The sequence below is a fragment of the Streptomyces sp. NPDC097617 genome (assembly GCF_044761485.1).
Lineage (GTDB): Bacteria > Actinomycetota > Actinomycetes > Streptomycetales > Streptomycetaceae > Streptomyces.
Window position 1 is genome coordinate 360178 of the sequence record NZ_JBIWCL010000003.1, and the last position, 22683, is coordinate 382860.

The 22683-nt window shown below is 71.0% G+C and carries 22 protein-coding genes and 1 pseudogene; 10 read left to right on the plus strand and 13 right to left on the minus strand.

From position 1 onward, the window contains the following. Positions 1 to 106 precede the first annotated feature (106 nt). The 3 genes from ACIQZO_RS08055 (at position 107) to ACIQZO_RS08065 (ending at position 3368) form a co-directional block, all read left to right on the plus strand. Positions 107 to 382 (plus strand): SCO4848 family membrane protein, encoded by a 276-nt coding sequence (locus ACIQZO_RS08055; protein WP_403621785.1) that lies wholly within the window; start codon positions 107 to 109, stop codon positions 380 to 382. Next, a complete protein-coding gene (locus ACIQZO_RS08060; protein ID WP_403621788.1) occupies positions 379 to 1689 on the plus strand; it encodes a metallophosphoesterase in 1311 nt (436 codons plus the stop codon). Before ACIQZO_RS08055 ends, ACIQZO_RS08060 begins: the two co-directional genes overlap by 4 nt. A 122-nt stretch (positions 1690 to 1811) precedes the next feature. Beyond that, on the plus strand, positions 1812 to 3368 hold the full coding sequence (locus ACIQZO_RS08065; RefSeq protein WP_403621790.1) for an ABC transporter substrate-binding protein: 1557 nt from the start codon (positions 1812 to 1814) through the stop codon (positions 3366 to 3368). 6 nt (positions 3369 to 3374) lie between these two features. On the opposite strand, the gene ACIQZO_RS08070 is transcribed toward ACIQZO_RS08065, so the two are convergent. The 10 genes from ACIQZO_RS08070 to ACIQZO_RS08115 form a co-directional block, all read right to left on the minus strand. Further along, positions 3375 to 4109 carry a TetR family transcriptional regulator gene (locus ACIQZO_RS08070; RefSeq protein WP_403621793.1) on the minus strand — a complete coding sequence of 245 codons (735 nt, stop codon included), beginning with the start codon at positions 4107 to 4109 and terminating at the stop codon, positions 3375 to 3377. Positions 4110 to 4120: 11 nt separating this feature from the next. Next, complete coding sequence (locus ACIQZO_RS08075; RefSeq protein WP_403621795.1) at positions 4121 to 4588, minus strand: thiol-disulfide oxidoreductase DCC family protein; 468 nt, start codon at positions 4586 to 4588, stop codon at positions 4121 to 4123. A gap of 3 nt (positions 4589 to 4591) precedes the next feature. Beyond that, the gene (locus ACIQZO_RS08080; protein WP_189970421.1) at positions 4592 to 4996 is read right to left on the minus strand and encodes a hypothetical protein; all 405 of its coding nucleotides are present in this window, start codon (positions 4994 to 4996) and stop codon (positions 4592 to 4594) included. A 188-nt stretch (positions 4997 to 5184) separates the two neighbouring features. Then, a complete protein-coding gene (locus ACIQZO_RS08085) occupies positions 5185 to 5943 on the minus strand; it encodes an alpha/beta fold hydrolase (protein WP_403621798.1) in 759 nt (252 codons plus the stop codon). 94 nt (positions 5944 to 6037) lie between these two features. Next, positions 6038 to 6598, minus strand: coding sequence for a hypothetical protein (locus ACIQZO_RS08090; protein ID WP_403621801.1), 561 nt, complete (start codon positions 6596 to 6598; stop codon positions 6038 to 6040). Positions 6599 to 7154: 556 nt separating this feature from the next. Continuing rightward, positions 7155 to 7922 (minus strand): succinate dehydrogenase iron-sulfur subunit, encoded by a 768-nt coding sequence (locus tag ACIQZO_RS08095; protein WP_403621804.1) that lies wholly within the window; start codon positions 7920 to 7922, stop codon positions 7155 to 7157. Further along, on the minus strand, positions 7922 to 9676 hold the full coding sequence (sdhA, locus tag ACIQZO_RS08100) for a succinate dehydrogenase flavoprotein subunit (RefSeq protein WP_403621806.1): 1755 nt from the start codon (positions 9674 to 9676) through the stop codon (positions 7922 to 7924). The genes ACIQZO_RS08095 and sdhA overlap by 1 nt, the downstream gene beginning before the upstream one ends. Positions 9677 to 9699: 23 nt before the next feature. Next, on the minus strand, positions 9700 to 10182 hold the full coding sequence (locus ACIQZO_RS08105; protein ID WP_403621809.1) for a succinate dehydrogenase hydrophobic membrane anchor subunit: 483 nt from the start codon (positions 10180 to 10182) through the stop codon (positions 9700 to 9702). 5 nt (positions 10183 to 10187) lie between these two features. Continuing rightward, complete coding sequence (gene sdhC, locus ACIQZO_RS08110; RefSeq protein WP_078892868.1) at positions 10188 to 10568, minus strand: succinate dehydrogenase, cytochrome b556 subunit; 381 nt, start codon at positions 10566 to 10568, stop codon at positions 10188 to 10190. A gap of 152 nt (positions 10569 to 10720) precedes the next feature. Further along, positions 10721 to 11605: a 2-oxo-4-hydroxy-4-carboxy-5-ureidoimidazoline decarboxylase gene (locus ACIQZO_RS08115; protein ID WP_403621812.1), complete on the minus strand. Its 885-nt coding sequence runs from the start codon at positions 11603 to 11605 to the stop codon at positions 10721 to 10723. An 88-nt stretch (positions 11606 to 11693) separates the two neighbouring features. Here ACIQZO_RS08115 and ACIQZO_RS08120 point away from each other — a divergent pair, with 88 nt between their 5' ends. Then, a complete protein-coding gene (locus ACIQZO_RS08120) occupies positions 11694 to 12437 on the plus strand; it encodes an RNA polymerase sigma factor (RefSeq protein ID WP_403622131.1) in 744 nt (247 codons plus the stop codon). Beyond that, positions 12437 to 13465 (plus strand): hypothetical protein, encoded by a 1029-nt coding sequence (locus ACIQZO_RS08125; RefSeq protein WP_403621815.1) that lies wholly within the window; start codon positions 12437 to 12439, stop codon positions 13463 to 13465. The genes ACIQZO_RS08120 and ACIQZO_RS08125 overlap by 1 nt, the downstream gene beginning before the upstream one ends. A gap of 255 nt (positions 13466 to 13720) precedes the next feature. Here ACIQZO_RS08125 and ACIQZO_RS08130 read toward each other — a convergent pair whose 3' ends face one another. Further along, a complete protein-coding gene (locus tag ACIQZO_RS08130) occupies positions 13721 to 14590 on the minus strand; it encodes a peptidoglycan-binding protein (protein WP_403621817.1) in 870 nt (289 codons plus the stop codon). A 202-nt stretch (positions 14591 to 14792) separates the two neighbouring features. On the opposite strand from ACIQZO_RS08130, the gene ACIQZO_RS08135 reads away from it, so the two are divergent. Both ACIQZO_RS08135 and leuE read left to right on the plus strand, forming a co-directional pair. Continuing rightward, complete coding sequence (locus tag ACIQZO_RS08135; protein ID WP_403621820.1) at positions 14793 to 16373, plus strand: methylmalonyl-CoA mutase; 1581 nt, start codon at positions 14793 to 14795, stop codon at positions 16371 to 16373. A gap of 43 nt (positions 16374 to 16416) precedes the next feature. Then, the gene (leuE, locus tag ACIQZO_RS08140; RefSeq protein WP_403621823.1) at positions 16417 to 17061 is read left to right on the plus strand and encodes a leucine efflux protein LeuE; all 645 of its coding nucleotides are present in this window, start codon (positions 16417 to 16419) and stop codon (positions 17059 to 17061) included. Here the strand turns inward: leuE and ACIQZO_RS08145 are convergent. Both ACIQZO_RS08145 and ACIQZO_RS08150 read right to left on the minus strand, forming a co-directional pair. Continuing rightward, complete coding sequence (locus ACIQZO_RS08145; protein ID WP_403621826.1) at positions 17054 to 18400, minus strand: polysialyltransferase family glycosyltransferase; 1347 nt, start codon at positions 18398 to 18400, stop codon at positions 17054 to 17056. The two genes, leuE and ACIQZO_RS08145, sit on opposite strands and share 8 nt — an antisense overlap. Then, positions 18400 to 19380, minus strand: a complete 981-nt coding sequence (locus ACIQZO_RS08150) for a glycosyltransferase family 2 protein (RefSeq protein ID WP_403621829.1) — start codon at positions 19378 to 19380, stop codon at positions 18400 to 18402. The genes ACIQZO_RS08145 and ACIQZO_RS08150 overlap by 1 nt, the downstream gene beginning before the upstream one ends. A 176-nt stretch (positions 19381 to 19556) precedes the next feature. On the opposite strand from ACIQZO_RS08150, the gene ACIQZO_RS08155 reads away from it, so the two are divergent. The 3 genes and pseudogenes from ACIQZO_RS08155 (at position 19557) to ACIQZO_RS08165 (ending at position 22642) form a co-directional block, all read left to right on the plus strand. Next, positions 19557 to 20942, plus strand: a complete 1386-nt coding sequence (locus ACIQZO_RS08155) for a DUF6716 putative glycosyltransferase (RefSeq protein ID WP_403621832.1) — start codon at positions 19557 to 19559, stop codon at positions 20940 to 20942. Beyond that, positions 20939 to 21304: pseudogene (locus ACIQZO_RS08160) on the plus strand (cytidylyltransferase domain-containing protein); the annotation flags it as partial. The gene ACIQZO_RS08155 and the pseudogene ACIQZO_RS08160, both read left to right, overlap by 4 nt. A 429-nt stretch (positions 21305 to 21733) precedes the next feature. Continuing rightward, complete coding sequence (locus ACIQZO_RS08165) at positions 21734 to 22642, plus strand: N-acetylneuraminate synthase family protein (protein WP_403622134.1); 909 nt, start codon at positions 21734 to 21736, stop codon at positions 22640 to 22642. Positions 22643 to 22683 lie beyond the last annotated feature (41 nt).

Here is a 22683-nt window from a genome sequence, read left to right on the forward strand (position 1 = left end):
TCCCGATGAGCTGGATGGCGCTCGGGACCGGCCAATTCGAGGCAACCACCCCCGGGACAGCCCACCCCGTCGCGTCCGTCCTGGGGACGAATCCGATACTGGAGCCATGAGACTCAGCCGTACCGCCTCCTGGTTCCTGCTCGCCTTCGGAGTGTGGAGCTGGTTCATCTGGGTGTCTTTCGTCCGGAACCTGTGGAAGAACGGCAGTGGTCTTGCCTTCGATGCGGCCGGCGATCCCACTTCCTACTTCTGGGTGCACCTGACGCTCGCGGTGTCGTCCTTTCTCCTGGGGACGGCGGTCGGAGTGATCGGGTTGCGCGGGGTCCGGGCCCTGCGTCATGAATCACGTACGGACAGCGCCGGAACGGATGCCCGCGCATGACGATCCTGATCTTCGCCCTCGTCGCACTGGCGGTCTGCGCCCTGCTCGTCCTGGTCCACCGCTGGCTCTGGATCCGGCTGGTCCGCGACACCACGGCCCCCGGTCGCCCGCCCCGGCGCATCGGCACGGCCTTGACCATCGCCCTGCCCCTCCTCTCACTGGCCGCGCTGACCGCGGGCAGGGCCGGCGCCCCCTTCTGGCTCCAGCAGACGGTGGCCTGGCCCGGGTACCTCTGGCTCGCGGTACTCCTGTACCTGACCCTGACGATGCTGGTCGCGGAGCCGATCCGCGCGCTGTTGCTCCGCCGTCTGGCCCACCGCGACCCCTCGGGGGCGGTAACCGACGCGCTCCGGCCCGTGGAGGTGCCCGCCGCGGCGGCGCCCGCGGCCGCCGCGGCCACCGCCGCGGAGCCCGGTACCGGCGGGCCGTCCGAACCGGCCGAACGGCCCGCCGGCGCCGAGCGGCCCGGCGCCGGCGAGGGCCTGACCCGCCGCCGGTTCGTCGCCCGGACGGTCGGCGGGGCGGCCGCCGCCGTGGCCGTCGGTACGGTCGGGGCCGGGACGTACGGGGTCCTGCGCGGGCCGCGCGTGAAGCGGGTCCAGGTCCCCCTCGCCAAACTGCCCCGCGCGGCGCACGGCTTCCGGATCGCCGTCGTCAGCGACGTCCACCTCGGCCCGGTGCTCGGCCGCGCCCACACCCAGCGCATCGTCGACACCGTCAACCGCACCCAGCCGGACCTCATCGCCATCGTCGGCGACCTCGTCGACGGCAGCGTCCCCGACCTCGGGCACGCCGCGGAGCCGCTGCGCCGGCTCGCCGCCCGCCACGGTTCGTACTTCGTCACCGGCAACCACGAGTACTTCTCCGGCGCCCAGCAGTGGATCGACCACGTCCGTGAACTGGGGCTGACCCCGCTGGAGAACGCCCGCAAGGAGCTGCCCCACTTCGACCTCGCCGGGGTCAACGACATCCAGGGGGAGCAGGAGGGCAAGGGCCCCGACTTCGGTGCCGCCCTCGGTGACCGGGACCGTGCGCGGGCCGCCGTACTCCTCGCGCACCAGCCCGTCGTCATCCACGACGCCGTCCGCCACGGCGTCGACCTGCAGCTCTCCGGTCACACCCACGGCGGCCAGCTCTGGCCCGGCAACTACCTGGCCGAGCTTGCCAATCCCACCGTCGCGGGCCTGGAGCGCTACGGCGACACCCAGCTCTACGTGTCCCGCGGAGCCGGAGCCTGGGGACCGCCGGTCCGGGTGGGCGCCCCGTCCGACATCACGGTCGTCGAACTCGCCTCATTTCACGCCTGACCGGCCCCAAACGCCGAAGCTCCCACTCCGGCCGACCTTCCGGAGGCCAATATTCCGTGATGGGATGACCGTTATTCGGACAGCGCAGCGCTGTCATCGGGACATGGGGTGGGGTTCAGGGGATGCGGTCTGTCCGCTCGAAGATAATCGCGGCCGGGCTGGTCCTCGGCGTAGCCGGCGCCGGTGCCTGGCAGTTGCTGCCCGAGGACGGCAACGGCCGGGGGGCCGTCCGGGTCGGCACGAGTGACGTCGTCTCCTCGCTGGACCCCGCCGGGGCGTACGACGCGGGCTCCTGGGCCCTGTTCAGCAACATCTACCAGTCGCTGCTGACCATCAAGCCCGGCTCCGACGCCCCCGTCCCGGACGCCGCCGCCTCCTGCGCCTTCGTCGGCCGGAAGCTCACCACCTACCAGTGCGAGCTGCGCTCCGACGTGAAGTTCGCGAGCGGCCGCACCATCACCGCCGAGGACGTCAAGCACTCCTTCGACCGCATCAAGGCGATCAACTCCGACCAGGGGCCGGCGCCCCTCTTCAACACCCTGGAGTCGGTCAAGGCCGAGGGGCGCACGGTCACCTTCAACCTCTCCGCCGGCGACGCCACGTTCCCCTTCAAGATCGCGACGGGCGCCGCCTCGATCGTCGACAAGGACAAGTACCCGGCGAAGGCGCTGCGCGAGGACGGCAAGGCCGACGGCTCGGGCCCGTACACGCTGGCCGCGTACAAGGCCGGTACGAGCGTCGAGCTCAAGCCCAACAGCACCTACAAGGGCCAGGGCAAGCCCGCCCACACGCCCGTCACGGTCAAGTACTTCAAGGACTCGCAGCAGCTCGACCAGGCCTGGAAGGGCCAGCAGATCGAGGTCGCCCACCGGGACATGCCGCCGTCCGTGCTCGCCGGCCTCAACCCCGGCATGAAGGACACCCGCTACCAGGCCTCCGGCGGCAGCGAGATCCGTTCGGTCGTCTTCAACGTCCGCCCCGGCTCCACCGCGGCCCCGCTCGCCGTCCGCCAGGCCGTCGCCGCCGTGCTCGACCGCTCCAAGGTCGCCGCCGAGGTCCACACGGGGACCGTCACCCCGCTGTACTCCCTGGTCCCGGCGGGCATCGCCGGCCACAGCACGCCGTTCTTCGACGCCTACCCGACGCCCAACACGGCCACCGCCAAGAAGCTCTTCAAGGAGGCCGGGATCACCGCCCCCGTCCACCTCAACCTCGGCGTGAACGTGCGCGGCGCGAACATGCCCGAGGCCGAGGAGCTCAAGCGGCAGCTGGAGTCCACCGGGCTCTTCCAGCTGACGATCAAGCCGGTCGAGCAGTGGAGCGACTTCCAGAAGTCCTACGCGGCGGGCGAGTTCGACGCCTACACCATCGGCTGGATCGCGGACTTCCCGGACGCGGACAACTTCCTCGCCCCGCTCGTCGGCGCCGACTCCTCCATGAACAACGGCTTCGCCGACAAGCGCGTGGACGAGCTCATCACCCGCACCCAGTCCCACTCGGAGCGGGCCGACGCGGCCTCCGACTTCCGCGAGCTCCAGAAGCTGGTCGCCCAGCAGGCGCCGATGGTCCCGATCTGGCAGAAGAAGGACTACGTGATGTCCCGCGAGGACGTCACCGGAGCCCAGTACCTGTCCGACGGCACGGGCGTCTGGCGCCTGTGGGAACTCGACTGGCTGTAACAGCCGCTACGCGGGCTTCGGGTCCGGGTCCGAGGCCTTGCGCCGGGCCCCCGCGGTGGCCGTCTGCGCCATGCCCGGCAGGAAGTCCGCGAACAGTTCGTGCACTTCCCGCACCAGCGGCCGCAGCACCCGGAACCGGGCCAGGACGATGCCCCGCGTCGTCAGCTGCGCGCCCCGCTCGGCGAGCCCGCGCGTCTTCTCGCTGTTCGGGGAGCGGTCGAAGACCCAGTACAGGACCAGGCCCATCTGCGAGAGCCACATCAGCTCCGGCAGTACGTCGGCCAGCTCGGCCGGCACCTTGGTCTTCGCACCGGCCAGCACCTCGCGGTGGATGTCGATCGCGGCCTGACGCGCCGGTTCCGATTCCGGCGAGAACGGACTGAGCGGGCTCTCGGGGTCCGCCGCGTTCTTGAAGAACTGCGAGGCGAACTCGTGGTACGGGGCGGCGATGTCCAGCCAGCTCGTCAGCACGCCCGCGAGCCGCTTCTGCAGATCGGTCTCGCTGTCGAGGATGGGCCGCACCGCCGCCTGGTGGGCGGCGCCGATCCGGTCGTAGAACCCCTGGACCAGGTGTTCCTTCGACTCGAAGTAGTAGTAGGCGTTGCCGACCGAGACGCCGGCCTCCTTCGCGATACCCCGCATCGTCGTCTTGTCGAAGCCGCGCTCCTGGAAGAGGCGGAGCGCGGTCTCGAGAATGAGCGTGCGGGTCTGCTCGCTCTTGGGAGCCTTCTGATCAGTCACGGTGGATGAGCCTATCCGGGGACGGAGCACCGGTCGTCACAGGCCGGTCCCTCGGCCCCCTCGGGGTGCCCCTCGGTGCGCACGGCCTGCCGCCAGGCGGAGGCCGTGTACATCGCTGCCCGGGCGAAGGGCCGACCGGCCGCGGTGGCGAGCCAGTTCGCCTTCGGCCGGTGTTCGGCCAGTGCCCACAGGCACACGATGAAGGCGTCGGTCCCGGTCCACACCTGCCCCGAGTCCCCGATGACGGTGATCTCCTTGAGCGTCGACGCGTGGTCGAGGCGGGGGAAGCGCCGGTGCGCCTCCCAGGAGGCGGCGGGGACCAGGGCGAGCGGGACCAGCCACCGCTGCGCGAGCAGCCAGTGCCGGATGTGTACGCAGAGCGGGCAGCCGGCGTCGTAGAGGACGGTCAGCCGGCGCACGGGCGCGACCGCAGGCACGGGTGCGGGTGCCGTGGCGGGGGCGGCGGTGGTGGTCGGCACGGCTCAGGCCCCGACCGGTGCGGTCCACCCCTGGGGGGCGACGGGCGGAGTCTGCTGGCGCTCCATGATCCCCCGGCGGCGCATCCTGTTCAGCGCCCACACGTTCCCGAGGTGCATGACCCCGAGCACCAGCAGGACCACGCCGAGCTTGACCGAGAGGGCCTCGAAGAGGGCCCGGGGGGTTTCGATCTCCTGGCTCGAGCGGAGGTAGAGGGTCACGAAGCCGATGTTCACGAGGTAGAAGCCGACCACGAGGAGCTGGTTGACGGCGTCCGCGAGCTTCTCGTTGCCGTGCAGGACGTCGCCGATGAAGACGCGGCCGTTGCGGCTGAGCGTGCGGGCCACCCAGACGGTGAGGGCAATGCTGATGAGCAGGTAGATGACGTACGTGACAACGGTGAGGTCCATGTCCCTCAGCCCCCTTGAACGTGTTCAAACTTGCTGACAGGGATGACTGTAGGCCTCTTTTTGAACAAGTTCAAGCGAACCGTCGTGGGCAGTACGACGGCAGTACAACGGCAGTACGACGGCAGTACGACGGCAGCACGAAGCCCCTGGGAATCCGCGGATCCCCAGGGGCTTCGTGCGGTGTCGCGTCAGGTGCGCGCCAGGAACTCCAGCATCAGGCGGGTGGTCTCCTCGGGGCGTTCCAGTGAGGGGAAGTGGCCCGCCCAGGGCAGTTCGAGGCGCTCGGCGCCAGGGATCAGGGCGGGGAGCCCGGCGGCGATGTCGCGGAAGTCCAGGAGGTCGTGCGCCCCGCCGACGACCAGAGTGGGGGCGGTGATCGCGGCCAGGTCCACCTCGGGCTCGGGCAGCTCGTGGCTCTCGGTGACGGTCAGGCCGACCTCGAGGTTCCGCAGCTGCATGGCCCGTACGAGGGCGTGCGCGTCGGCGCCGGCGTCCGGGCCGAGCCAGGTGCGGGCGTTGAACTCGGCGGCTCCGGCCAGATCGCCCGCGTCGAGGAAGACGTCCTCGGCGGCGCCGAACGTGCGGAGCTCCGCAGTCGGTTCGTGGCCCGGCCGCGCGGGGCAGAGCAGGAGCAGCGAGGTCACGCGCTCCGGGTGCAGTGCGGCAACCGTCAGGGCGATCCGGCCGCCGTAGGAGCTGCCGACCAGGGCCGCCCGCTGTGCGCCGAGGTGGTCCAGCAGGTCCCGTACGTCACCCGCGTCGCTGTACGGGGCCGTGCCGGCGGGGGAGTCGCCGCAGGTCCGGAAGTCCGGCCGGACCACGCGGAACCCGGCCTCGATCAAGGGCCGCCACTGGGGCTCCCACATCCGCCGGTCGCACACGGAGGAGTGCAGCAGGACAACGACGGGACCGTCGGCGGGGCCGTCCACATCATGAGAAATGATCATCCGCTGATCCTCGCGGGGGCGGGGGCCGCGCGCCAGTGCGTTTCGGCGGCTCCCGTCCACCGGGGCCGCCCCGCGCCGGCCGCCGGCCCGGCCCTCACATGCTCATCGACCGCGCGTAGTTGAGCTGCCCCATCACCCACTGGTAGGTGTACGCGTCCACCGCCGGGATCATCGAGGAGTGGTGGCGGCCGCCGCTCGTGACCGTGACCTGGATATAGCCCGTCGTGGTCTTCTGCTTCATCAGCAGGAAGAGCAGGCCGAGCAGGCAGAAGAGGAAGAAGACGATCGCGAGCACGATCGCGTGCGGCGGGATCTTCTCCTCGGTGCGCGAGAAGTCGGTCGCGTTCCACATCGCGCCCTTGAGCGGCATCGTCCCCGAAGGCGTGATGATCTGGTCCCCGGCGATGGTGATGTCGCCGAGGGACATGCCGGCTCCACCGACCGGGGCGGCCATGGGGTGGGCGGGGGTCGGCATACCGGCGCCGCCGATGGTCGGCTGGTAGGCCGGAGCCGCCGGGTAGGGCTGCGGATAGCCGTAACTGGCCTCACCGGGGCCCCACTTGTAGTCCTCCTGGCCGGGCATGCCGGGCGCGCCGGGCTGACCGCCCTGGCCGGCGGGGTCGCTCGTGTACGGATTCGGCTGCTGCTCGCTCATACCGCCGATCCTTCCACAGGCACCACCACCCTGTACCCCCGGTCCCCCAACCCAGGTCAGAGCGCCGCACCGACCGGAGCGGTGAGGTACCTACGCATCAACTCCCGTTCCCTGCTCGCCGGAAGGCGGGAGTGGACGACGGTGCGGCGTCCGCCCTCGGTGGCGAAGACCCCGCCCGCGAGGGCCCGGCGGCGGAGCTCCCTCTCAACCCGCGGGCCGAGAGGCGGGCTGGTCGCCGCCGGACAGAAGACGATCGCGGTCAGGGCGAAGTATCCGCATCTCGCAGACCTTGCCGCAGGAGACCGGGCTGTCCACGGGGCCGGGAAAGAGGCCCTGGGGGCCCTGGCCGTCGAGATCAGGTTGACCTGATCGACGGGGGCGACATCCCGCGACAAGCGTCACGACCAGCAGCCCGGGTTGGTCCCCTGCCGGCCGGGTCGCCGACCGAAGCCGCCTCATACGACGATGGCCCCGCCCACGGACAGGATCCGGGGGCGGGGCCTCGACGGTCACCGGCCTCTTCCGAGGCCGACGGACGGAGTCCGGCGTCGAAAAATCAGAAGCGGCGCGTGATCAGCGCGCGCTTGACTTCCTGGATCGCCTTCGTGACCTCGATGCCACGCGGGCACGCGTCGGTGCAGTTGAAGGTCGTGCGGCAGCGCCACACGCCGTCCTTGTCGTTCAGGATCTCCAGCCGCTGCTCGCCGGCCTCGTCACGCGAGTCGAAGATGAAGCGGTGGGCGTTGACGATCGCCGCCGGGCCGAAGTACTGGCCGTCGTTCCAGAACACCGGGCACGAGGACGTGCACGCGGCGCACAGGATGCACTTGGTGGTGTCGTCGAAGCGCTCGCGGTCCTCGGCGGACTGCAGACGCTCGCGCGTCGGCTCGTTGCCCTTGGTGACCAGGAACGGCATGACGTCGCGGTACGCCTGGAAGAAGGGCTCCATGTCGACGACAAGGTCCTTCATCACCGTGAGGCCCTTGATGGCCTCGACGGTGATCGGCTTCTCCGGGTTGATGTCCTTGATCAGCGTCTTGCAGGCGAGCCTGTTCTTGCCGTTGATCCGCATCGCGTCGGAGCCGCAGATGCCGTGCGCGCACGAGCGACGGAACGTCAGCGTGCCGTCGAGGTCCCACTTGATCTTGTGGAGACCGTCGAGCACGCGCTCCTTCGGGTCGATCTCGATCTGGAAGTCCTGCCACTGAGACTCGTCCGAGATCTCGGGGTTGAAGCGGCGGATCCGGAACGTGACCGTGATGAAGGGGGAGGCGGCGGCCGCCTCTTCCATCTTGTCCGTCTTGGACAGGGTCGGGGTGGCCATCAGTACTTACGCTCCATCGGCTGGTAGCGGGTGACGACGACGGGCTTGTAGTCCAGCCGGACGGAATCCTTGCCGTCGGCGCCGACCTCGCGGTACGCCATGGTGTGGCGCATGAAGTTGACGTCGTCGCGGTTCGGGTAGTCCTCGCGGTAGTGACCGCCGCGGGACTCCTTGCGCGCCAGCGCGGACACGGCCATGACCTCGGCCAGGTCGAGCAGGTTGCCCAGCTCGATGGCTTCCAGCAGGTCCGTGTTGAAGCGCTTGCCCTTGTCCTGGACGGACACGTTCTTGTAGCGCTCGCGCAGCTCCGCGATCTTCTCGACCGCGGTCTTGATGGTCTGCTCCGTACGGAACACCATCACGCACGCGTCCATCGTCTCCTGGAGCTCCAGACGCAGCTCGGCGACCCGCTCGTTGCCCGTGGAGTTGCGCAGCTGCTCGACGAGCTCGGCGACCTGCTGCGCCGGGTTCTCCGGGAGCTCGACGTAGTCGTTCTCCTGGGAGTACTTCGCGGCGGAGATGCCGGAGCGCTTGCCGAAGACGTTGATGTCCAGCAGCGAGTTGGTGCCCAGGCGGTTCGCGCCGTGCACCGACACGCACGCGACCTCGCCGGCCGCGTACAGGCCCGGGACGACGGTGGTGTTGTCCGAGAGGACCTCACCCTCGACGTTGGTCGGGATGCCGCCCATGGCGTAGTGCGCGGTGGGCTGGATCGGGATCGGGTCCGTGTACGGCTCGATGCCCAGGTAGGTGCGCGCGAACTCGGTGATGTCCGGGAGCTTCGCGTCGAGCTGCTCCGGCGGCAGGTGCGTCAGGTCCAGGTACACGTGGTCACCGGCCGGACCGCAGCCGCGGCCCTCACGGATCTCGGTGTAGATGGAGCGCGAGACGACGTCACGGGACGCGAGGTCCTTCATGACCGGCGCGTACTTCTCCATGAAGCGCTCGCCGTCCTTGTTGCGGAGGATGCCGCCCTCACCGCGGGCGCCCTCCGTCAGCAGGATGCCCATGCGCCAGATGCCCGTCGGGTGGAACTGGAAGAACTCCATGTCCTCCAGCGGCAGGCCGCGGCGGTAGCAGGCCGCCTGGCCGTCACCCGTGAGGGTGTGCGCGTTGGAGGTCACCTTGAAGAACTTGCCGGTGCCGCCGGAGGCGTAGATGACGGCCTTGGCCTGGAACACGTGGATCTCGCCGGTGGCGAGCTCGTACGCGACCACACCGGCCGACTTCTTGACGCCGTCCTCCTCGACCAGGAGCTGGTCCAGGACGTAGAACTCGTTGAAGAACTCCACGCCCTCCTTGACACAGTTCTGGTAGAGCGTCTGGAGGATCATGTGACCGGTGCGGTCCGCGGCGTAGCAGGACCGGCGGACCGGGGCCTCGCCGTGGTTGCGGGAGTGCCCGCCGAAGCGGCGCTGGTCGATGGTGCCGTCCGGGGTGCGGTTGAACGGCAGGCCCATCTTCTCCAGGTCGAGGACCGCGTCGATGGCCTCCTTCGCCAGGATCTCGGCGGCGTCCTGGTCGACCAGGTAGTCACCGCCCTTGACCGTGTCGAAGGTGTGCCACTCCCAGTTGTCCTCTTCCACGTTGGCCAGCGCGGCGGCCATGCCGCCCTGCGCGGCGCCCGTGTGGGAGCGGGTCGGGTAGAGCTTCGTCAGCACGGCGGTGCGGCTGCGCTTCGTCGACTCGATGGCGGCGCGCATGCCCGCGCCGCCCGCGCCGACGATGACGGTGTCGTACTTGTGGATCTTCATTGGTTACGCCTCAGCCCCGTTGCCTAGCGGATGTTCGGGTCGAAGGTGAAGATCACCAGCGTGCCCAGAAGGATGGTGAACACCGTGGCGGTGTAGAGCAGGCCCTTCAGCCACAGCCGCGTGTTGGCGCGCTCCGCGTAGTCGTTGATGACGGTACGCAGACCGTTGGCGCCGTGCAGCATGGCCAGCCACAGCATCAGCAGGTCCCAGACCTGCCAGAACGGGGAGGCCCAGCGGCCGGCCACGAAGGCGAAACCGATCTTGGACACGCCGCCGTCGAGCACCAGCTGGATCAGCAGGTGGCCGATGACCAGGACGACGAGCACGATGCCCGAGAGGCGCATGAAGAGCCACGCGACCATCTCGAAGTTGCCGCGGGTCGAGCGCGGAGTCTTGCCGGTCCGCTTGCGCGGGGCCTCGATGAAGGGCGCCGGGTTCTCGACGTCGTAGAGGGACACGCCCTCGACGCCACCGACGCCCTTTTCGAAAGAAGTGTCAGAAGACATGCGTGTCACTTCCCGAACAGTTCAAGGTAGGCGTGGCCCAGGACGGGGTACAGGGCCCCGACCATCAGCACGATCCAGATGCCCACGACGGTCCAGAGCATCTGCTTCTGGTAGCGCGGGCCCTTGGACCAGAAGTCCACGGCGATGACACGGAGACCGTTGAGCGCGTGGAACAGGATTGCGGCGACGAGGCCGTATTCCAGCAGCGCGACGATCGGAGTCTTGTAGGTAGCCACGACATCGTCGTACGCCTCGGGGGAGACGCGGACGAGAGCGGTGTCGAGGACGTGTACGAACAGGAAGAAGAAAATGAGGACGCCGGTGACTCGATGAGCCACCCAGGACCACATTCCTTCCCGGCCGCGGTACAACGTTCCAGCCGGCACGGAAAACCCTCCGGAAGCGGGGCGGGGGCCAGCCGGCTTCTTTGTCGGTCGGGCCCGGCCGGGTACGGTCCTCCGGCCCCGGACATCGTAGCGACGCTTTGTCGGTTCCCTTGCGCGGGGGCCATCGGTGTGATCAAACAGGCACGTACGGACTATCCCACAGGGGCGAATAGCCCGATTTCCGTGGCAGTCGGCCCATCAGGAGACGTCAGCCAGCGTGTCAGGTCCCGGAGCCGGGACTGGGCGACACGACGCATCTCGTCGGCGGAGATCGAGCGCTCCTCGTCCACCTCGTGGCCCATCCTGCGGCGGATCGCGCCGAGCAGCTGGTCGGCCTGCTCCTCCGGCGGGTGTCCGTCGAGGCAGATCACGAAGGCATGACCGAACTTTCGTTCGTACTCCGCATGGGCCGCGTCGAGGGCCAGCAGCGCCGCGTAGGAGGCCCCGTGCTCCAGTTCCGCCGAGGACTCCGAGGCCAGCGCCTCGGTCAGGTCGCTCTGCGAGAGGTCGTACGAGGCTTCGTCCGCGGCGGCGATCAGCGCCCCGGCATCCGGGTACGGCCGGTGTGTCGCCACGCGGTGCGCCCAGCGCAGGCTTGCGCAGCAGTGCAGGAGGACGGCCCGGGCGGCTTCGGGTGACAGGGTGTTGAACCGCGTCAGTCCTGAGCCGTGAGAAGGGTCGCAGCTTCGCGCGCGGTCGGTCCGGGAAATGCCCCCTGGGGCCTGTGCCGGAAGGTGGCTGGACAGCAGGGGGCTCCTCGGGGCGCGGCGGGGGTGTACCGCCACGCTATCGACGCAGGGCAGGGTGTGTCGTACCGATTCGGGGATTTCACCCGGAAGTGAGCCGAAAGGATGACGTGAGCGCCACGGGCAGGCATGGTGAAGGCCCCGGGAGGGGGAGGGCGACCGAGGCCGCCACCCCCCACAGGAGAGGCCCCGGCCGCCATCCGTCACGGGCTCGTGCGACAAGCCCGTATCCCTGTCAGCGCCTCGGGTGCGTTTTGTGTCACACCTCGCTCCGCACAGGGTTGGTTGCACGTTGTATCACTCGTGGACGCGAGGTACTTGAAAGCCGTAACGTGCTGATTTGCGCCACACGTACAGGACAGTGAACGGGTTGGGGACTTTGCTGGGGGACGACGCGGAGCTGACCGCCGCGGTGCTCGCGGCACAGGACGGCGACGAGAACGCGTTCCGTGCTGTGTACCGCGCCGTGCACCCACGGCTGCTCGGTTACGTACGCACGCTCGTCGGGGACGGCGACGCGGAGGACGTGACCTCGGAGGCCTGGTTGCAGATCGCCCGCGACCTCGACTCCTTCACCGGCGACGCCGACCGCTTCCGCGGCTGGGCCGCCCGAATAGCCCGCAACCGCGCCCTCGACCACATCCGCATGCGCGGTCGGCGCCCCGCGATCGGCGGCGACGACACGGAGCTCACCGGCTGGGCCGCCGAGTGCGACACCGCGGGCGCGGCGATGGAGTCCCTCTCCACCGGCCGCACCATGGCGCTCATAGCCCAGCTTCCGCAGGACCAGGCCGAGGCCGTCGTCCTGCGTGTCGTGGTCGGGCTGGACGCCAAGAGCGCGGCCGAGACCCTGGGCAAGAGGCCCGGAGCCGTACGGACCGCCGCCCATCGGGGCCTGAAGAAGCTGGCCGAGCTGCTCGGCGCGGAGGGTGGCTTCGAGCCGGACCCGGACACCGGCGCGGGCGCGGGCGCGCCGGTCGGCCATAATGCCCGTGGCCAGGTCTGGGACGGCGGGGGCGGGAGGGATCTCGACGCCGTACCCGCACAGCGTGGCCGAGGCGGGGGCTTCGTAGAGCAAACCGGTGTGACGGATTCACGTTGGCGGACGCAGAAGGACATGTGATGGCCGACGAGCGCAACAGGTGGCTGGACAGAGCCGCGGCGGAAAAACTGCTGCGCGGCGACCCGGTCGAACCTGTGGGTCCGGCCGCCGATCAGCGTGCCCGGACCGAGGCGGCCCGGCTGCGCGCCGCCCTGGACGCATTGGGCGCCGTGACCGAGCCGCTGCCCGTGGAACTTCCCGGCGAGGCCGCGGCGGTGGCCGCCTTCCGTACGGCGCACGGCGCCGCGGATCCCTCCTCCGTGTCCGCCGGGTCCGACGCCTTCCTCGAACCCGTGCTCGACCTCGGCCGCATCGTCCCCGCGCCCGGGCCCGCTCCCGCGGGCCGGCGCGGCCGGACCGTGAGCTTCGGCCTGGCGGCCGCTCTGGCCAGTGTCGCCGTCGGCGGGCTGGCCGCCGCGGTCGGCGCCGGGCTGCTCGACCGGAACGGCCACGACAGTGCGGGACCCGCTCCGGCGATATCGGTGAGCGCCGGCGAGGACCCGGTCCCGGGCATCGGCAGCGGGGCGCCGACCTCGCGCCCCGGGCCGACGCCCACCCCGCTCTCGAACGGCTCGAATGCGACGGTCCTCCCGGACCCGGCGCAGCCTCCGAATCCGGACGGGCGTACGCCTCCGGGGACCACGGCGGTCGGCGGCACCTCCTCGGGCACGGCGGCGACCGGTGGCGCCGACAAGGACGCCCAGGGCGGTCAGAGCGGCATCGGCGGCAAGGACGGGACCCGCGACACCTTCGGCGGCGGGGACGCCGGCAAGGACGGCAAGGACCGCGACCGGGAGCTCCTCCTCAAGGCCGCGGACCTCTGCGAGCAGTTCAAGTCGGGCCGGATCAACGACGACCGCCGTGAGTGGCTCTCGCGCCAGGCGAACGGCCTCACCCGGATCCCGGCGTACTGCAAGTCCCTGCAGGAGGACGAGGGCTCCGGCGGCGGCAAGCGCAGCGACGTGCCGGCGGTGGGCGGAACGCTCCGGGCACCGACCCTGTCGCCGTCCATCCAGCGGGGTTCGATCGACCTGCACGTCGGCCGCTGATACATGTGCTGACCTGCCTGTAACACTTTTCGAACCGGTGGCGCAGTACCTATCGAGCCGACTGGTCATCGGCCGCGCATGAGCCGGGGTTCCCCCCGTACCCCTGGGCTCTGCGCAACCGGCGCGGGCGGGGCACGTTCCCCCGGCCCTGCCCGCGCCCATTACGTAGACCGAAAGAGCCCGAGGCATCGCCTCGGGCTTCTTGCTTGCCGCGGGCCCCTCGGGACCGGAGATCCGGTCCTGGCCCCTGCGGCATCACCAGTAGACGACGACCTTGTCGCCGACCTGCACCTGGTCGAACAGGGCCGACAGCTTGCCCTTGTCCCGGACGTTCACACAGCCGTGCGAGGCGCCGGCGTAGCCGCGGGCCGCGAAGTCGGCCGAGTAGTGCACCGCCTGGCCGCCGCTGAAGAACATCGCGTACGGCATCGGCGTGTGGTAGATCGTCGACGTCCACTCCTTGGCCTTCCAGCCCACGTTGAACACGCCCTCACGGGTCGGGGTGTTCTCGGAGCCGAAGCGCACGTCCATCGTCGAGACGACCTTGCCGTCGATCATCCAGGCGAGGGTGCGGCTCTCCTTGCTGATGCACATGACGCGGCCCTGCATGCAGCGCGGGTCCGGCGCGTCGGCCTCGTTGACGGTCGGCGGGCGCAGCTCGGCGGCGGTGGGCTTCTTGCTGGAGCTCTGGATCTTCTTCCAGGTGGGCTCGTCGACCGAACCGGTGGCGTTCAGTCCGTTCTTCGACTGGAAGGACTTGACCGCGGCGGTCGTCTTCGAGCCGTAGAAGCCGGTCGGCGCGACCGACATCAGCTTGAGCTGCTTCAGCCGGGCCTGGAGCTCGCGGACCTGCTCGCTGTCGTCGCCGTTGGCCATGATCTGCTTCACCGAGGGCGAAGGGGAGGCCGACGGGGAGGCCGACGCGGAGGCGGACGGCGAGGGCGAGCCCGAGGGCTTGTCGTCGGTGGACGGGGAGGCTTCGGGGGAGGCGCCCGCCGTGGGCGAGGACGGGGCCGAGGAGGCGGAGCCGGCGGACTCCGTCTTCTGCGGTCCACAGGCGGTCGCGGCGAGCGCGACGGCGGTTGCCACCCCGATCGTGCGGATTATGAATCTCTGGCGCTGCATTGCAGTCCCCCGGTTTCTACGTCGTGTATCTAGGTGATGCTCCGCACGCGCGGACAGTTGCACACGGCTCCGGGATGTTGCGCCATTGTGACCGGTAGTCGTCCGCAGCCTTACGAAGCGATTCGCGCCGGGGCATCCCAGCGGTGGCTCGGGGAGGCTTTATCAGTCCCGGGCCCGGTTGCTCTACGGAGGACTACGTCACATGGCACTCACCGAGAGCGGACTGCCCATCGAACCCGTCTACGGGCCCGGCGACCTGACGGGGTGGGACCCGGCCGCCGCGCTCGGCCGGCCGGGCGACTTCCCCTACACTCGGGGGATTTATCCGAACATGTACACCGGTCGGCCGTGGACCATGCGGCAGTACGCCGGCTTCGGCACGGCCACCGAGTCCAACGCCCGTTACCGGCAGCTCATCGAGGGCGGCGGCACCGGGCTGTCCGTCGCCTTCGACCTGCCCACGCAGATGGGACACGACTCCGACGCCCCCCTCGCCCAGGGGGAGGTGGGCAAGGTCGGCGTCGCCGTCGACTCGATCGACGACATGCGGACGCTGTTCGACGGGATTCCCCTCGACCGGGTCTCCACCTCGATGACGATCAACGCGCCCGCCGCGCTGCTCCTGCTGCTCTATCAACTGGTGGCGGAGGAACAGGGCATCTCGGGCACGCAACTGACGGGGACGGTCCAGAACGACGTGCTGAAGGAGTACATCGCGCGCGGGACGTACATCTTCCCGCCCGCCCCCTCCCTGCGCCTGACGGCCGACACCTTCCGCTACTGCCGCGCCGAGATCCCCCGGTGGAACACCATCTCCATCTCCGGCTACCACATGGCCGAAGCCGGCGCCTCGCCCGCGCAGGAGGTCGCCTTCACCCTGGCCGACGGCATCGCCTACGTCCGTACCGCCCTGGCCGCGGGCATGGTGATCGACGAGTTCGCGCCCCGGCTCTCCTTCTTCTTCGTCGCCCGCACCACCCTGCTGGAGGAGGTGGCGAAGTTCCGCGCGGCCCGGCGGATCTGGGCCCGTGTCATGCGGGAGGAGTTCGGGGCGCGCGATCCGAAGTCGCTCATGCTGCGCTTCCACACCCAGACGGCCGGGGTCCAGCTGACCGCGCAGCAGCCCGAACTGAATCTCGTACGGGTCGCCGTCCAGGCCCTGGCCGCCGTACTGGGCGGCACGCAGTCCCTGCACACCAACTCCTTCGACGAGGCGATCGCGCTGCCGACGGAGAAGTCCGCCCGCCTCGCCCTGCGCACCCAGCAGGTCCTCGCGCACGAGACGGACGTGCCGCACACCGTCGACCCGTTCGCCGGGTCCTACGCGGTGGAACGGATGACGGACGAACTGGAGGCGGCGGCGCTCGAGCTGATGCGCCGGGTCGAGGACCGGGGCGGGGCGGTGGCGGCGATCGAGGCCGGTTTCCAGAAGGCCGAGATCGAGCACAACGCCTACCGCATCGCGCAGGAGACCGAGAGCGGGGAGCGGGTGGTCGTCGGGGTCAACCGCTTCGCACTGGAGCGCGAGGACGCGTACGAGCCGCTGCGCGTGGACCCGGCGATCGAGGCACGGCAGTGCGCGGCGCTGGCCCGGCTGCGGGCGGAGCGGGGCGGGGCGGCGGTGACGGCGGCGCTCGCGGCCCTGAAGGAGGCGGCGGGGGGAACGGCGAACGTGCTGTACCCGATGAAGGAGGCACTGCGGGCCCGGGCCACGGTGGGGGAGGTGTGCGGCGCGCTGCGGGAGGTCTGGGGGACGTACGAGCCCACCGGTTCCACCTGGTGAAACGGTCGGCTGGACAGGTGCAACCCTGTGGGACACTCCTGCCATGCTGGGTGTGACCGATCTTCCGACCTATCTCGCCGGCCTGGTGCTGATCATTCTGCTGCCGGGGCCGAACTCCCTCTACGTGCTCTCCGTGGCGGCCCGCCGCGGGGTGCGCACCGGGTACAAGGCCGCCGCCGGGGTGTTCACCGGCGACGCCGTGCTCATGCTGCTGACCGCCGTGGGCGCCGGAGCGCTGCTGCGGGCGAGCCCGCTGGTGTTCACCGTGGTGAAGTTCCTCGGGGCCGGCTATCTGGCGTGGCTGGCCGTGGGGATGATGCGGGGCGCCCGGGAGCTGTGGCGCACGCGCGCCGAGCGGGCCGAGGCCGCCGCGCCCGCCGACCCGGCCGAGAACGAGCGGCCCTACCGGCGGGCGCTGCTGATCAGCCTGCTCAACCCGAAGGCCATCCTCTTCCTGATGTCCTTCTTCGTGCAGTTCGTGGACCCGTCCTATGCCTACCCGGCGCTGTCGTTCCTGCTCCTGGGCGGACTGCTGCAGACGGGCAGCTTCCTGTACCTGACGCTGCTGATCTTCGGCGGGACCCGCCTCTCGGCGGCCTTCCGCCGCCGCAAGCGGCTGTCGGCCGGGGCCACCTCGGCGGCGGGCGTGCTGTTCCTCGGCTTCGCGGCCAAGCTCGCCGTCAGCTGAGCGCCCGGCGCAGCCGCGCCATCCGCCGTACGGCCCGGCGCACCGTCCGGCTGCGCGGCAGGAACGACAGCTGCGCCGGGATGCCGCCCGGCAGACCCAGCGAGGTCAGCCGGCGGCGGGTGAAGTACCGCCAGGTGTGCGGGGTCAGGTGCGCGGCCAGGTAGGCCTCGGCCGCGGCCCGGCGCGCGGCCAGGATCTGCGGCTGCATGGTGAACCCGACGGCGGTGAGCAGCGCGGCCGGCTCCGCCCGGACCTGCTCGGGGGTCGGCGGCGTCCAGGCACGGACCGCGGCCGCGTCGGCGAGGTCCGGGAGCAGGGCGTCCACCAGGGCCAGCGGCACCCGGTTGCTGTTCGGATACGGGGTCAGGGCGGCCAGGACCGCCCCGGTGCCGGTTCGGGCCACCGGAAGTCCGTACAGGGTGGCGGCGGTCAGCAGCCCGGTGGAGAAGCAGCCGACGACCAGTGTGGGGCGCAGCCGCTGGTAGAGGGTCTCGGCCAGGACCGGGGCGGCGATCACCGTCAGCCGGGCGCCGAGCCGTTCTGCCTCCTCCCGAGCCCGCCGGCAGTACGCGGCCGGGGCGCCGGGGTGCGGCTTGAAGAGCATCTCCCGGTGGCCGAGGGCGTGGGCGCCGCGGACCATCGAGACGTGCAGCTCCTCCTCCTCGGCGGGGGTCATCAGGTCGAGCGCCGAGAGGTACTGGCCGAGGAGGAGGGCCGAGCCGGTCGCTTCGGCGAGCTCGGCGAGCTCGGCGAGCTCGGCGAGCTCGGCGATGACCTTGAGGAACGGCTCCGTCGGCACCACCTCCACCCGTGCCCCGAACTCCGTCAGCAGCAGGGGCTCCAGACCGGGCACCAGGTCCAGGTGGAGCACCCGCCGCACCCGCATCCCCAGCTGCGGGTCGAGGCGGAAGCGGGTGGGCCCGTAGCTCATGAGGCCGTCGGCGTAGACGTCGACGGCCGCGCCCGGGAAGAGCCGGCACAGGGTCTGGGCGGGCGGGACCTGGAGGGACTCCACGATCAGCTCGACCCGGTCCTCGCCGAGGTTCCACAGGGTGCGCAGCTGCCGTTCCCAGATCGGGACGTCCTCCGCGCGGGGGGCCCAGGTGCTCGGGTGCTGCGGCTCGATGACGCGGTTCCAGTCGAGGACCTCGTCGAAGCGGGAGCGCAGCGCGGCGAAGCCCGGCATGTCCGCGACCCCCGGGGAGACCTCGGCGGTGACGGCGTGGTTGCTGGTCAGCAGGATGCGCCGGCCGGCGGGCGGGAAGCCGCCCGCGTCGATGGCCGCCGCGAGGGTGGCCGCGCCGTAGAGGGTGGAGGCCAGGAAGATCTGGGTGGGCATCAGGCGCTCGCTCCCGACGGGGCGCGGCGGCCGCCGCGCAGGCGGCGCAGCACGGTGGAGCGTTCGACGTCCATCGAGTCCAGGACCTGGTCCAGTACGCCCTGCGGCATGCGGCCGAGTGCGGCCGTGCTCATCAGGCGGAGTTTCTTGGCCACGTCCGGCTCGAACCTTTCGATGGATCCGAAATGATGGGCGATAATTGCACAATAGGTTCGGACGGCTTTCGGAATCAGCCGGTCGGATTCCGGGTCGCCGAGCACGTCCGCGAGCACTTGATCGAATGCGCGAATGAAATCGAGCTGCCGTTCGTCCCCCACTTGCGTCAACGAGGTGGACACCCCGCGCCGGTAGAAGACGCCGGGCAGCCCCACCGCGGCGAAGGACGCCGCCTCCCGGTGCAGCCGCCAGATCCACGGCCGGTCCTCCGCGGTGCGCAGTCCGTCGGTGAAGTGCAGCACCCCGCGGTCCAGCAGCCGCCGGTGGTACATGCCGGCCCATGCGTACGGGTAGTCCACCGAGGTGGACCGGTCGGCGGGCAGGATCGCGGTGCGAGGATCGGCGACCACCGCATCCGGGCCGTGGGGGACGCGCTGCACGCTCCGCACCCGGCCGTCGCACCGGACATGGTCGGTACGGACGAAATCGCAGTTCAGGGCCTCAATGGCGGCCAGCGTCCGGGCCAGGTGGCCGGGCGCCAGCCAGTCGTCCCCGTCCAGGAAGGCCAGGTACTCGCCGCGGGCCGCGTCCAGACCGGTGTTCCGGGCGGTGGCCAGGCCGCCGTTGCGCTCGTGTCTGAGGTGCACCGCCCCCGGGACCTCGCGCGCCGCCCGCTCCAGCAGGTCGGGCGTCCCGTCCGTCGAGCAGTCGTCGACGAGCAGGAACTCGAAATCGTCCCGGGCGTTGAGTTCGAGACTCTTCAGGGCATCCGGTGCGTACGTCTGGACGTTGTAGAACGGCACGACAACAGAGAGCTTGGGCACCCGCGAGACATTAGGGCGCCGCCCGTCATTCACCGTGGCCCGGATGAGGATTCCATGTGAACGGCGCGGGGCGGTCGAGTTAACCCGTGCGCTTTCGCATTTCGTCGACGCGTTGTTAACCCGCTGTTGTGCGCTCGTTGGGCCGATCACCGAATTTGCGGAATAGCTTCTGCCGCGTGCCAGAACGCAAACGCGTCGCCGTACTCGCCGATTCCGATACGCGATGGAAATGGGGCGCACTCACCGCCCGCCGTCTCGTGCCCGACCACCAGCTCACCGGATTCCTGCTGCGCGGCCGTGCCACGCCCACCGCGCGCCAGCTCGGTGAGGTGGGGGTACGGGCCGACCGGCTGTCCGAGGTGACCTGCGCCGAGTTCCTCGCCGAGATCGAACGCGAGCGCTACGACGTGGTCGTCCTCGCGCTCGTCGGCGGGGCCGTCCAGGCCGTCCTGCACGGGGCCCGCGCCCTGTGGCCCGACCCGGCCCGGCGCCCCGTACTCGTCACCGGATACGTCGGTGTCGTATACGAGAAGCTCGCCGACGGGCTGCTGCTGCGGCACGGCGCCGACCTCGTCCTCGCCAACTCCCGCCACGACGCCGAGCGCTTCCGCGCCGTGTACGAGGGCGTCGGCGCGGACGCCTCCGCCGTCACCGAGACCGCGCTGCCCTTCCTGGGCGGGGCGCCGTACGAGCCGGCCGGGAGCCGGGCCCACACGGTGGTCTTCGCCGTCCAGCCCTCCGTACCCGACAGCCGCGCCGACCGCGCCTACCTGCTGGAGCGCGCCGCCGGACACGCCCGGCTGCACCCCGGGCGGGAGGTGCTGATCAAACTGCGCAGCCGGCCCGGGGAGCACACCACGCACCTGGAGGAGCAGCCGTACCAGCGGCTCGCCGAGCGGATCCCGGGCGGACTGCCCGCCAACTGCCGGCTGGTGTACGGAAACATGGGCGAGGTCCTGGACGGCACCGACCTGCTGGTCACCGTCTCCTCCACGGCCGCCCTGGAGTCCCTGCACCGCTCCATCCCGACGGCGGTCCTCACCGACCTCGGCATCCGCGAGGCGCTCGGCAACCACCACTTCCTGGGCTCCGGCTGCCTGGCCTCCTGGGACCAGATCGACTCCGGACTCCTCCCCGAGGGGGACCCGGTCTGGCTGGCGGCGCAGGGCGTCCTGCCGGCGCAGGGCGGACCGGCTGTACAGGACGGACTGCCCGCGCAGGGTGGACCGGCCGCGCAGGGCGCCGGCCCGGCAGCCGGTGCCGACGCCTATGCCTATGCCGTGGCCCGGGCCAAGGTCGCCGCACTGGTCGCCGCGACCCGACTGCCCGCGCCCGCCCCGTACTACACGCGCACCACCGCCCCCGGATACCTCCCCGGGATCCTCGCCCGGCACCACCTCGCGCCCGACGGCACCCCGCTGCCCGGCGCGGTGCGCCCGGCGGCGGGGGAGTCCCGGCTGCGCCGACGGCTGCGCGCCCACCTGCGCGAGGCCGCCCGCGGGGCCTACCGGCACGGGGTGCAGCGCGTGGCCCCGGTGATCCGCAGGCTGGGGGAGCTGTGAGGGTCCTCGCCGTCATCCCGGCCCGCGGCGGCTCCAAGGGGGTCCCCGGCAAGAACCTCGCCGAGGTCGCCGGCACCCCGCTCGTCGCCCGCGCCGTCCTGGCCTGCCGTTCCGCGCCGACCGTCACCGACGTGGTCGTCTCCACCGACTCCGCGGCGATCGCCGCCGCGGCCCGCGCCGCCGGAGCCGACGTGATCGCCCGGCCCACCGCGATCTCCGGGGACACCGCGAGCAGCGAGGCGGCCGTGCTGCACGCGCTCGCCGCCTTCGAGGAACTGCACTCCCTCGCCGTGGACGTGGTCCTCCTCGTCCAGTGCACCAGCCCCTTCCTCGCCACCTCCGACGTCGAGTCGGTCGCCGTGGCGGTCGCCTCCGGGGCGGCCGACTCGGCCCTGACCGTGGCCCCCTTCCACGGCTTCCTCTGGCGGGACGGGGCCGACGGCTCCGGGACCGGGGTCAACCACGACGCGGCGTACCGCCCCCGGCGCCAGGACCGGCCGCAGGACCTGCTGGAGACGGGCGCCGCCTACGCCATGGACGCCGCGGGCTTCCGCACCGCCCGGCACCGGTTCTTCGGCCGCACCCTTCCCGTCGCCACCGATCCCGCGCGGGTCCTGGAGATCGACGACCCGCACGACCTGGCCCGCGCCCGCCTGCTCGCACCCCTGCTCGACCCGCGTCCCGGGGCACACCCCGCACCACCCGCCCCGGACCCCGACGCCCCGCCCTCCTCGCACCTCGACGCACGGCCCGTACCCCGCACATCCCCGCACCGAAGGACACCCCCTGCCATGACCTCCACGCCCGACCCCCGCCTGCGTACCCTCGGCTCCCGCACCGCGGGCCCCGGTCGCCCCGTCTACGTCGTCGGCGAGATCGGCATCAACCACAACGGCGACCTCGGCAACGCCTTCGCCCTCATCGACGCCGCCGCCGAAGCGGGCTGCGACGCCGTGAAGTTCCAGAAGCGCACCCCCGAGATCTGCACCCCGCGCGACCAGTGGGACATCGAACGCGACACCCCCTGGGGCCGGATGACCTACATCGACTACCGCCACAAGGTCGAGTTCGGCGAGGACGAGTACCGCGCCATCGACGACCACTGCGCCAAGCGCGGCATCGACTGGTTCGCCTCCCCGTGGGACACCGAGGCCGTCGCCTTCCTGGAGAAGTTCGACGTCCCCGCCCACAAGGTGGCCTCCGCCTCCCTCACGGACGACGAGCTGCTGCGCGCCCTGCGCGCCACCGGCCGCACCGTCGTGCTGTCCACCGGCATGTCCACCCCGCACCAGATCCGCCACGCGGTGGAGGTGCTCGGCAGCGCCAACATCCTGCTCTGTCACGCCACTTCGACGTACCCGGCCAAGGCCGAGGAGCTCAACCTGCGCGTGATCAACACCCTCCGCGAGGAGTACCCGAACGTTCCGATCGGCTACTCGGGCCACGAGACGGGTCTGCAGACCACCCTCGCCGCCGTCGCCCTCGGCGCCACCTTCGTCGAGCGCCACATCACCCTCGACCGCGCGATGTGGGGCTCCGACCAGGCCGCCTCCGTCGAGCCCGGCGGCCTGACCCGCCTGGTCCGCGACATCCGCACCATCGAGACCGCCCTCGGCGACGGCATCAAGCGGGTCTACGAGTCCGAGCTCGGCCCGATGAAGAAGCTCCGCCGCGTGCAGGGCGAGCTGGCAGCCGTCTGACCTCCCGGTCCGGCGCGTACGAGTTCCGCCCCCCGACAAGG

Excerpts from the sequence above, each read along its gene's own strand:
- ACIQZO_RS08055 (WP_403621785.1), top strand. The coding sequence starts at position 107 with ATGAGACTCAGCCGTACCGCCTCCTGGTTCCTGCTCGCCTTCGGAGTG.
- ACIQZO_RS08060 (WP_403621788.1), top strand. The coding sequence starts at position 379 with ATGACGATCCTGATCTTCGCCCTCGTCGCACTGGCGGTCTGCGCCCTG.
- ACIQZO_RS08065 (WP_403621790.1), top strand. The coding sequence starts at position 1,812 with ATGCGGTCTGTCCGCTCGAAGATAATCGCGGCCGGGCTGGTCCTCGGC.
- ACIQZO_RS08080 (WP_189970421.1), bottom strand. The coding sequence starts at position 4,996 with ATGGACCTCACCGTTGTCACGTACGTCATCTACCTGCTCATCAGCATT.
- ACIQZO_RS08085 (WP_403621798.1), bottom strand. The coding sequence starts at position 5,943 with ATGATCATTTCTCATGATGTGGACGGCCCCGCCGACGGTCCCGTCGTT.
- ACIQZO_RS08090 (WP_403621801.1), bottom strand. The coding sequence starts at position 6,598 with ATGAGCGAGCAGCAGCCGAATCCGTACACGAGCGACCCCGCCGGCCAG.
- ACIQZO_RS08095 (WP_403621804.1), bottom strand. The coding sequence starts at position 7,922 with ATGGCCACCCCGACCCTGTCCAAGACGGACAAGATGGAAGAGGCGGCC.
- sdhA (WP_403621806.1), bottom strand. The coding sequence starts at position 9,676 with ATGAAGATCCACAAGTACGACACCGTCATCGTCGGCGCGGGCGGCGCG.
- ACIQZO_RS08105 (WP_403621809.1), bottom strand. The coding sequence starts at position 10,182 with ATGTCTTCTGACACTTCTTTCGAAAAGGGCGTCGGTGGCGTCGAGGGC.
- ACIQZO_RS08125 (WP_403621815.1), top strand. The coding sequence starts at position 12,437 with ATGGCCGACGAGCGCAACAGGTGGCTGGACAGAGCCGCGGCGGAAAAA.
- ACIQZO_RS08130 (WP_403621817.1), bottom strand. The coding sequence starts at position 14,590 with ATGCAGCGCCAGAGATTCATAATCCGCACGATCGGGGTGGCAACCGCC.
- ACIQZO_RS08135 (WP_403621820.1), top strand. The coding sequence starts at position 14,793 with ATGGCACTCACCGAGAGCGGACTGCCCATCGAACCCGTCTACGGGCCC.
- leuE (WP_403621823.1), top strand. The coding sequence starts at position 16,417 with ATGCTGGGTGTGACCGATCTTCCGACCTATCTCGCCGGCCTGGTGCTG.
- ACIQZO_RS08145 (WP_403621826.1), bottom strand. The coding sequence starts at position 18,400 with ATGCCCACCCAGATCTTCCTGGCCTCCACCCTCTACGGCGCGGCCACC.
- ACIQZO_RS08165 (WP_403622134.1), top strand. The coding sequence starts at position 21,734 with ATGACCTCCACGCCCGACCCCCGCCTGCGTACCCTCGGCTCCCGCACC.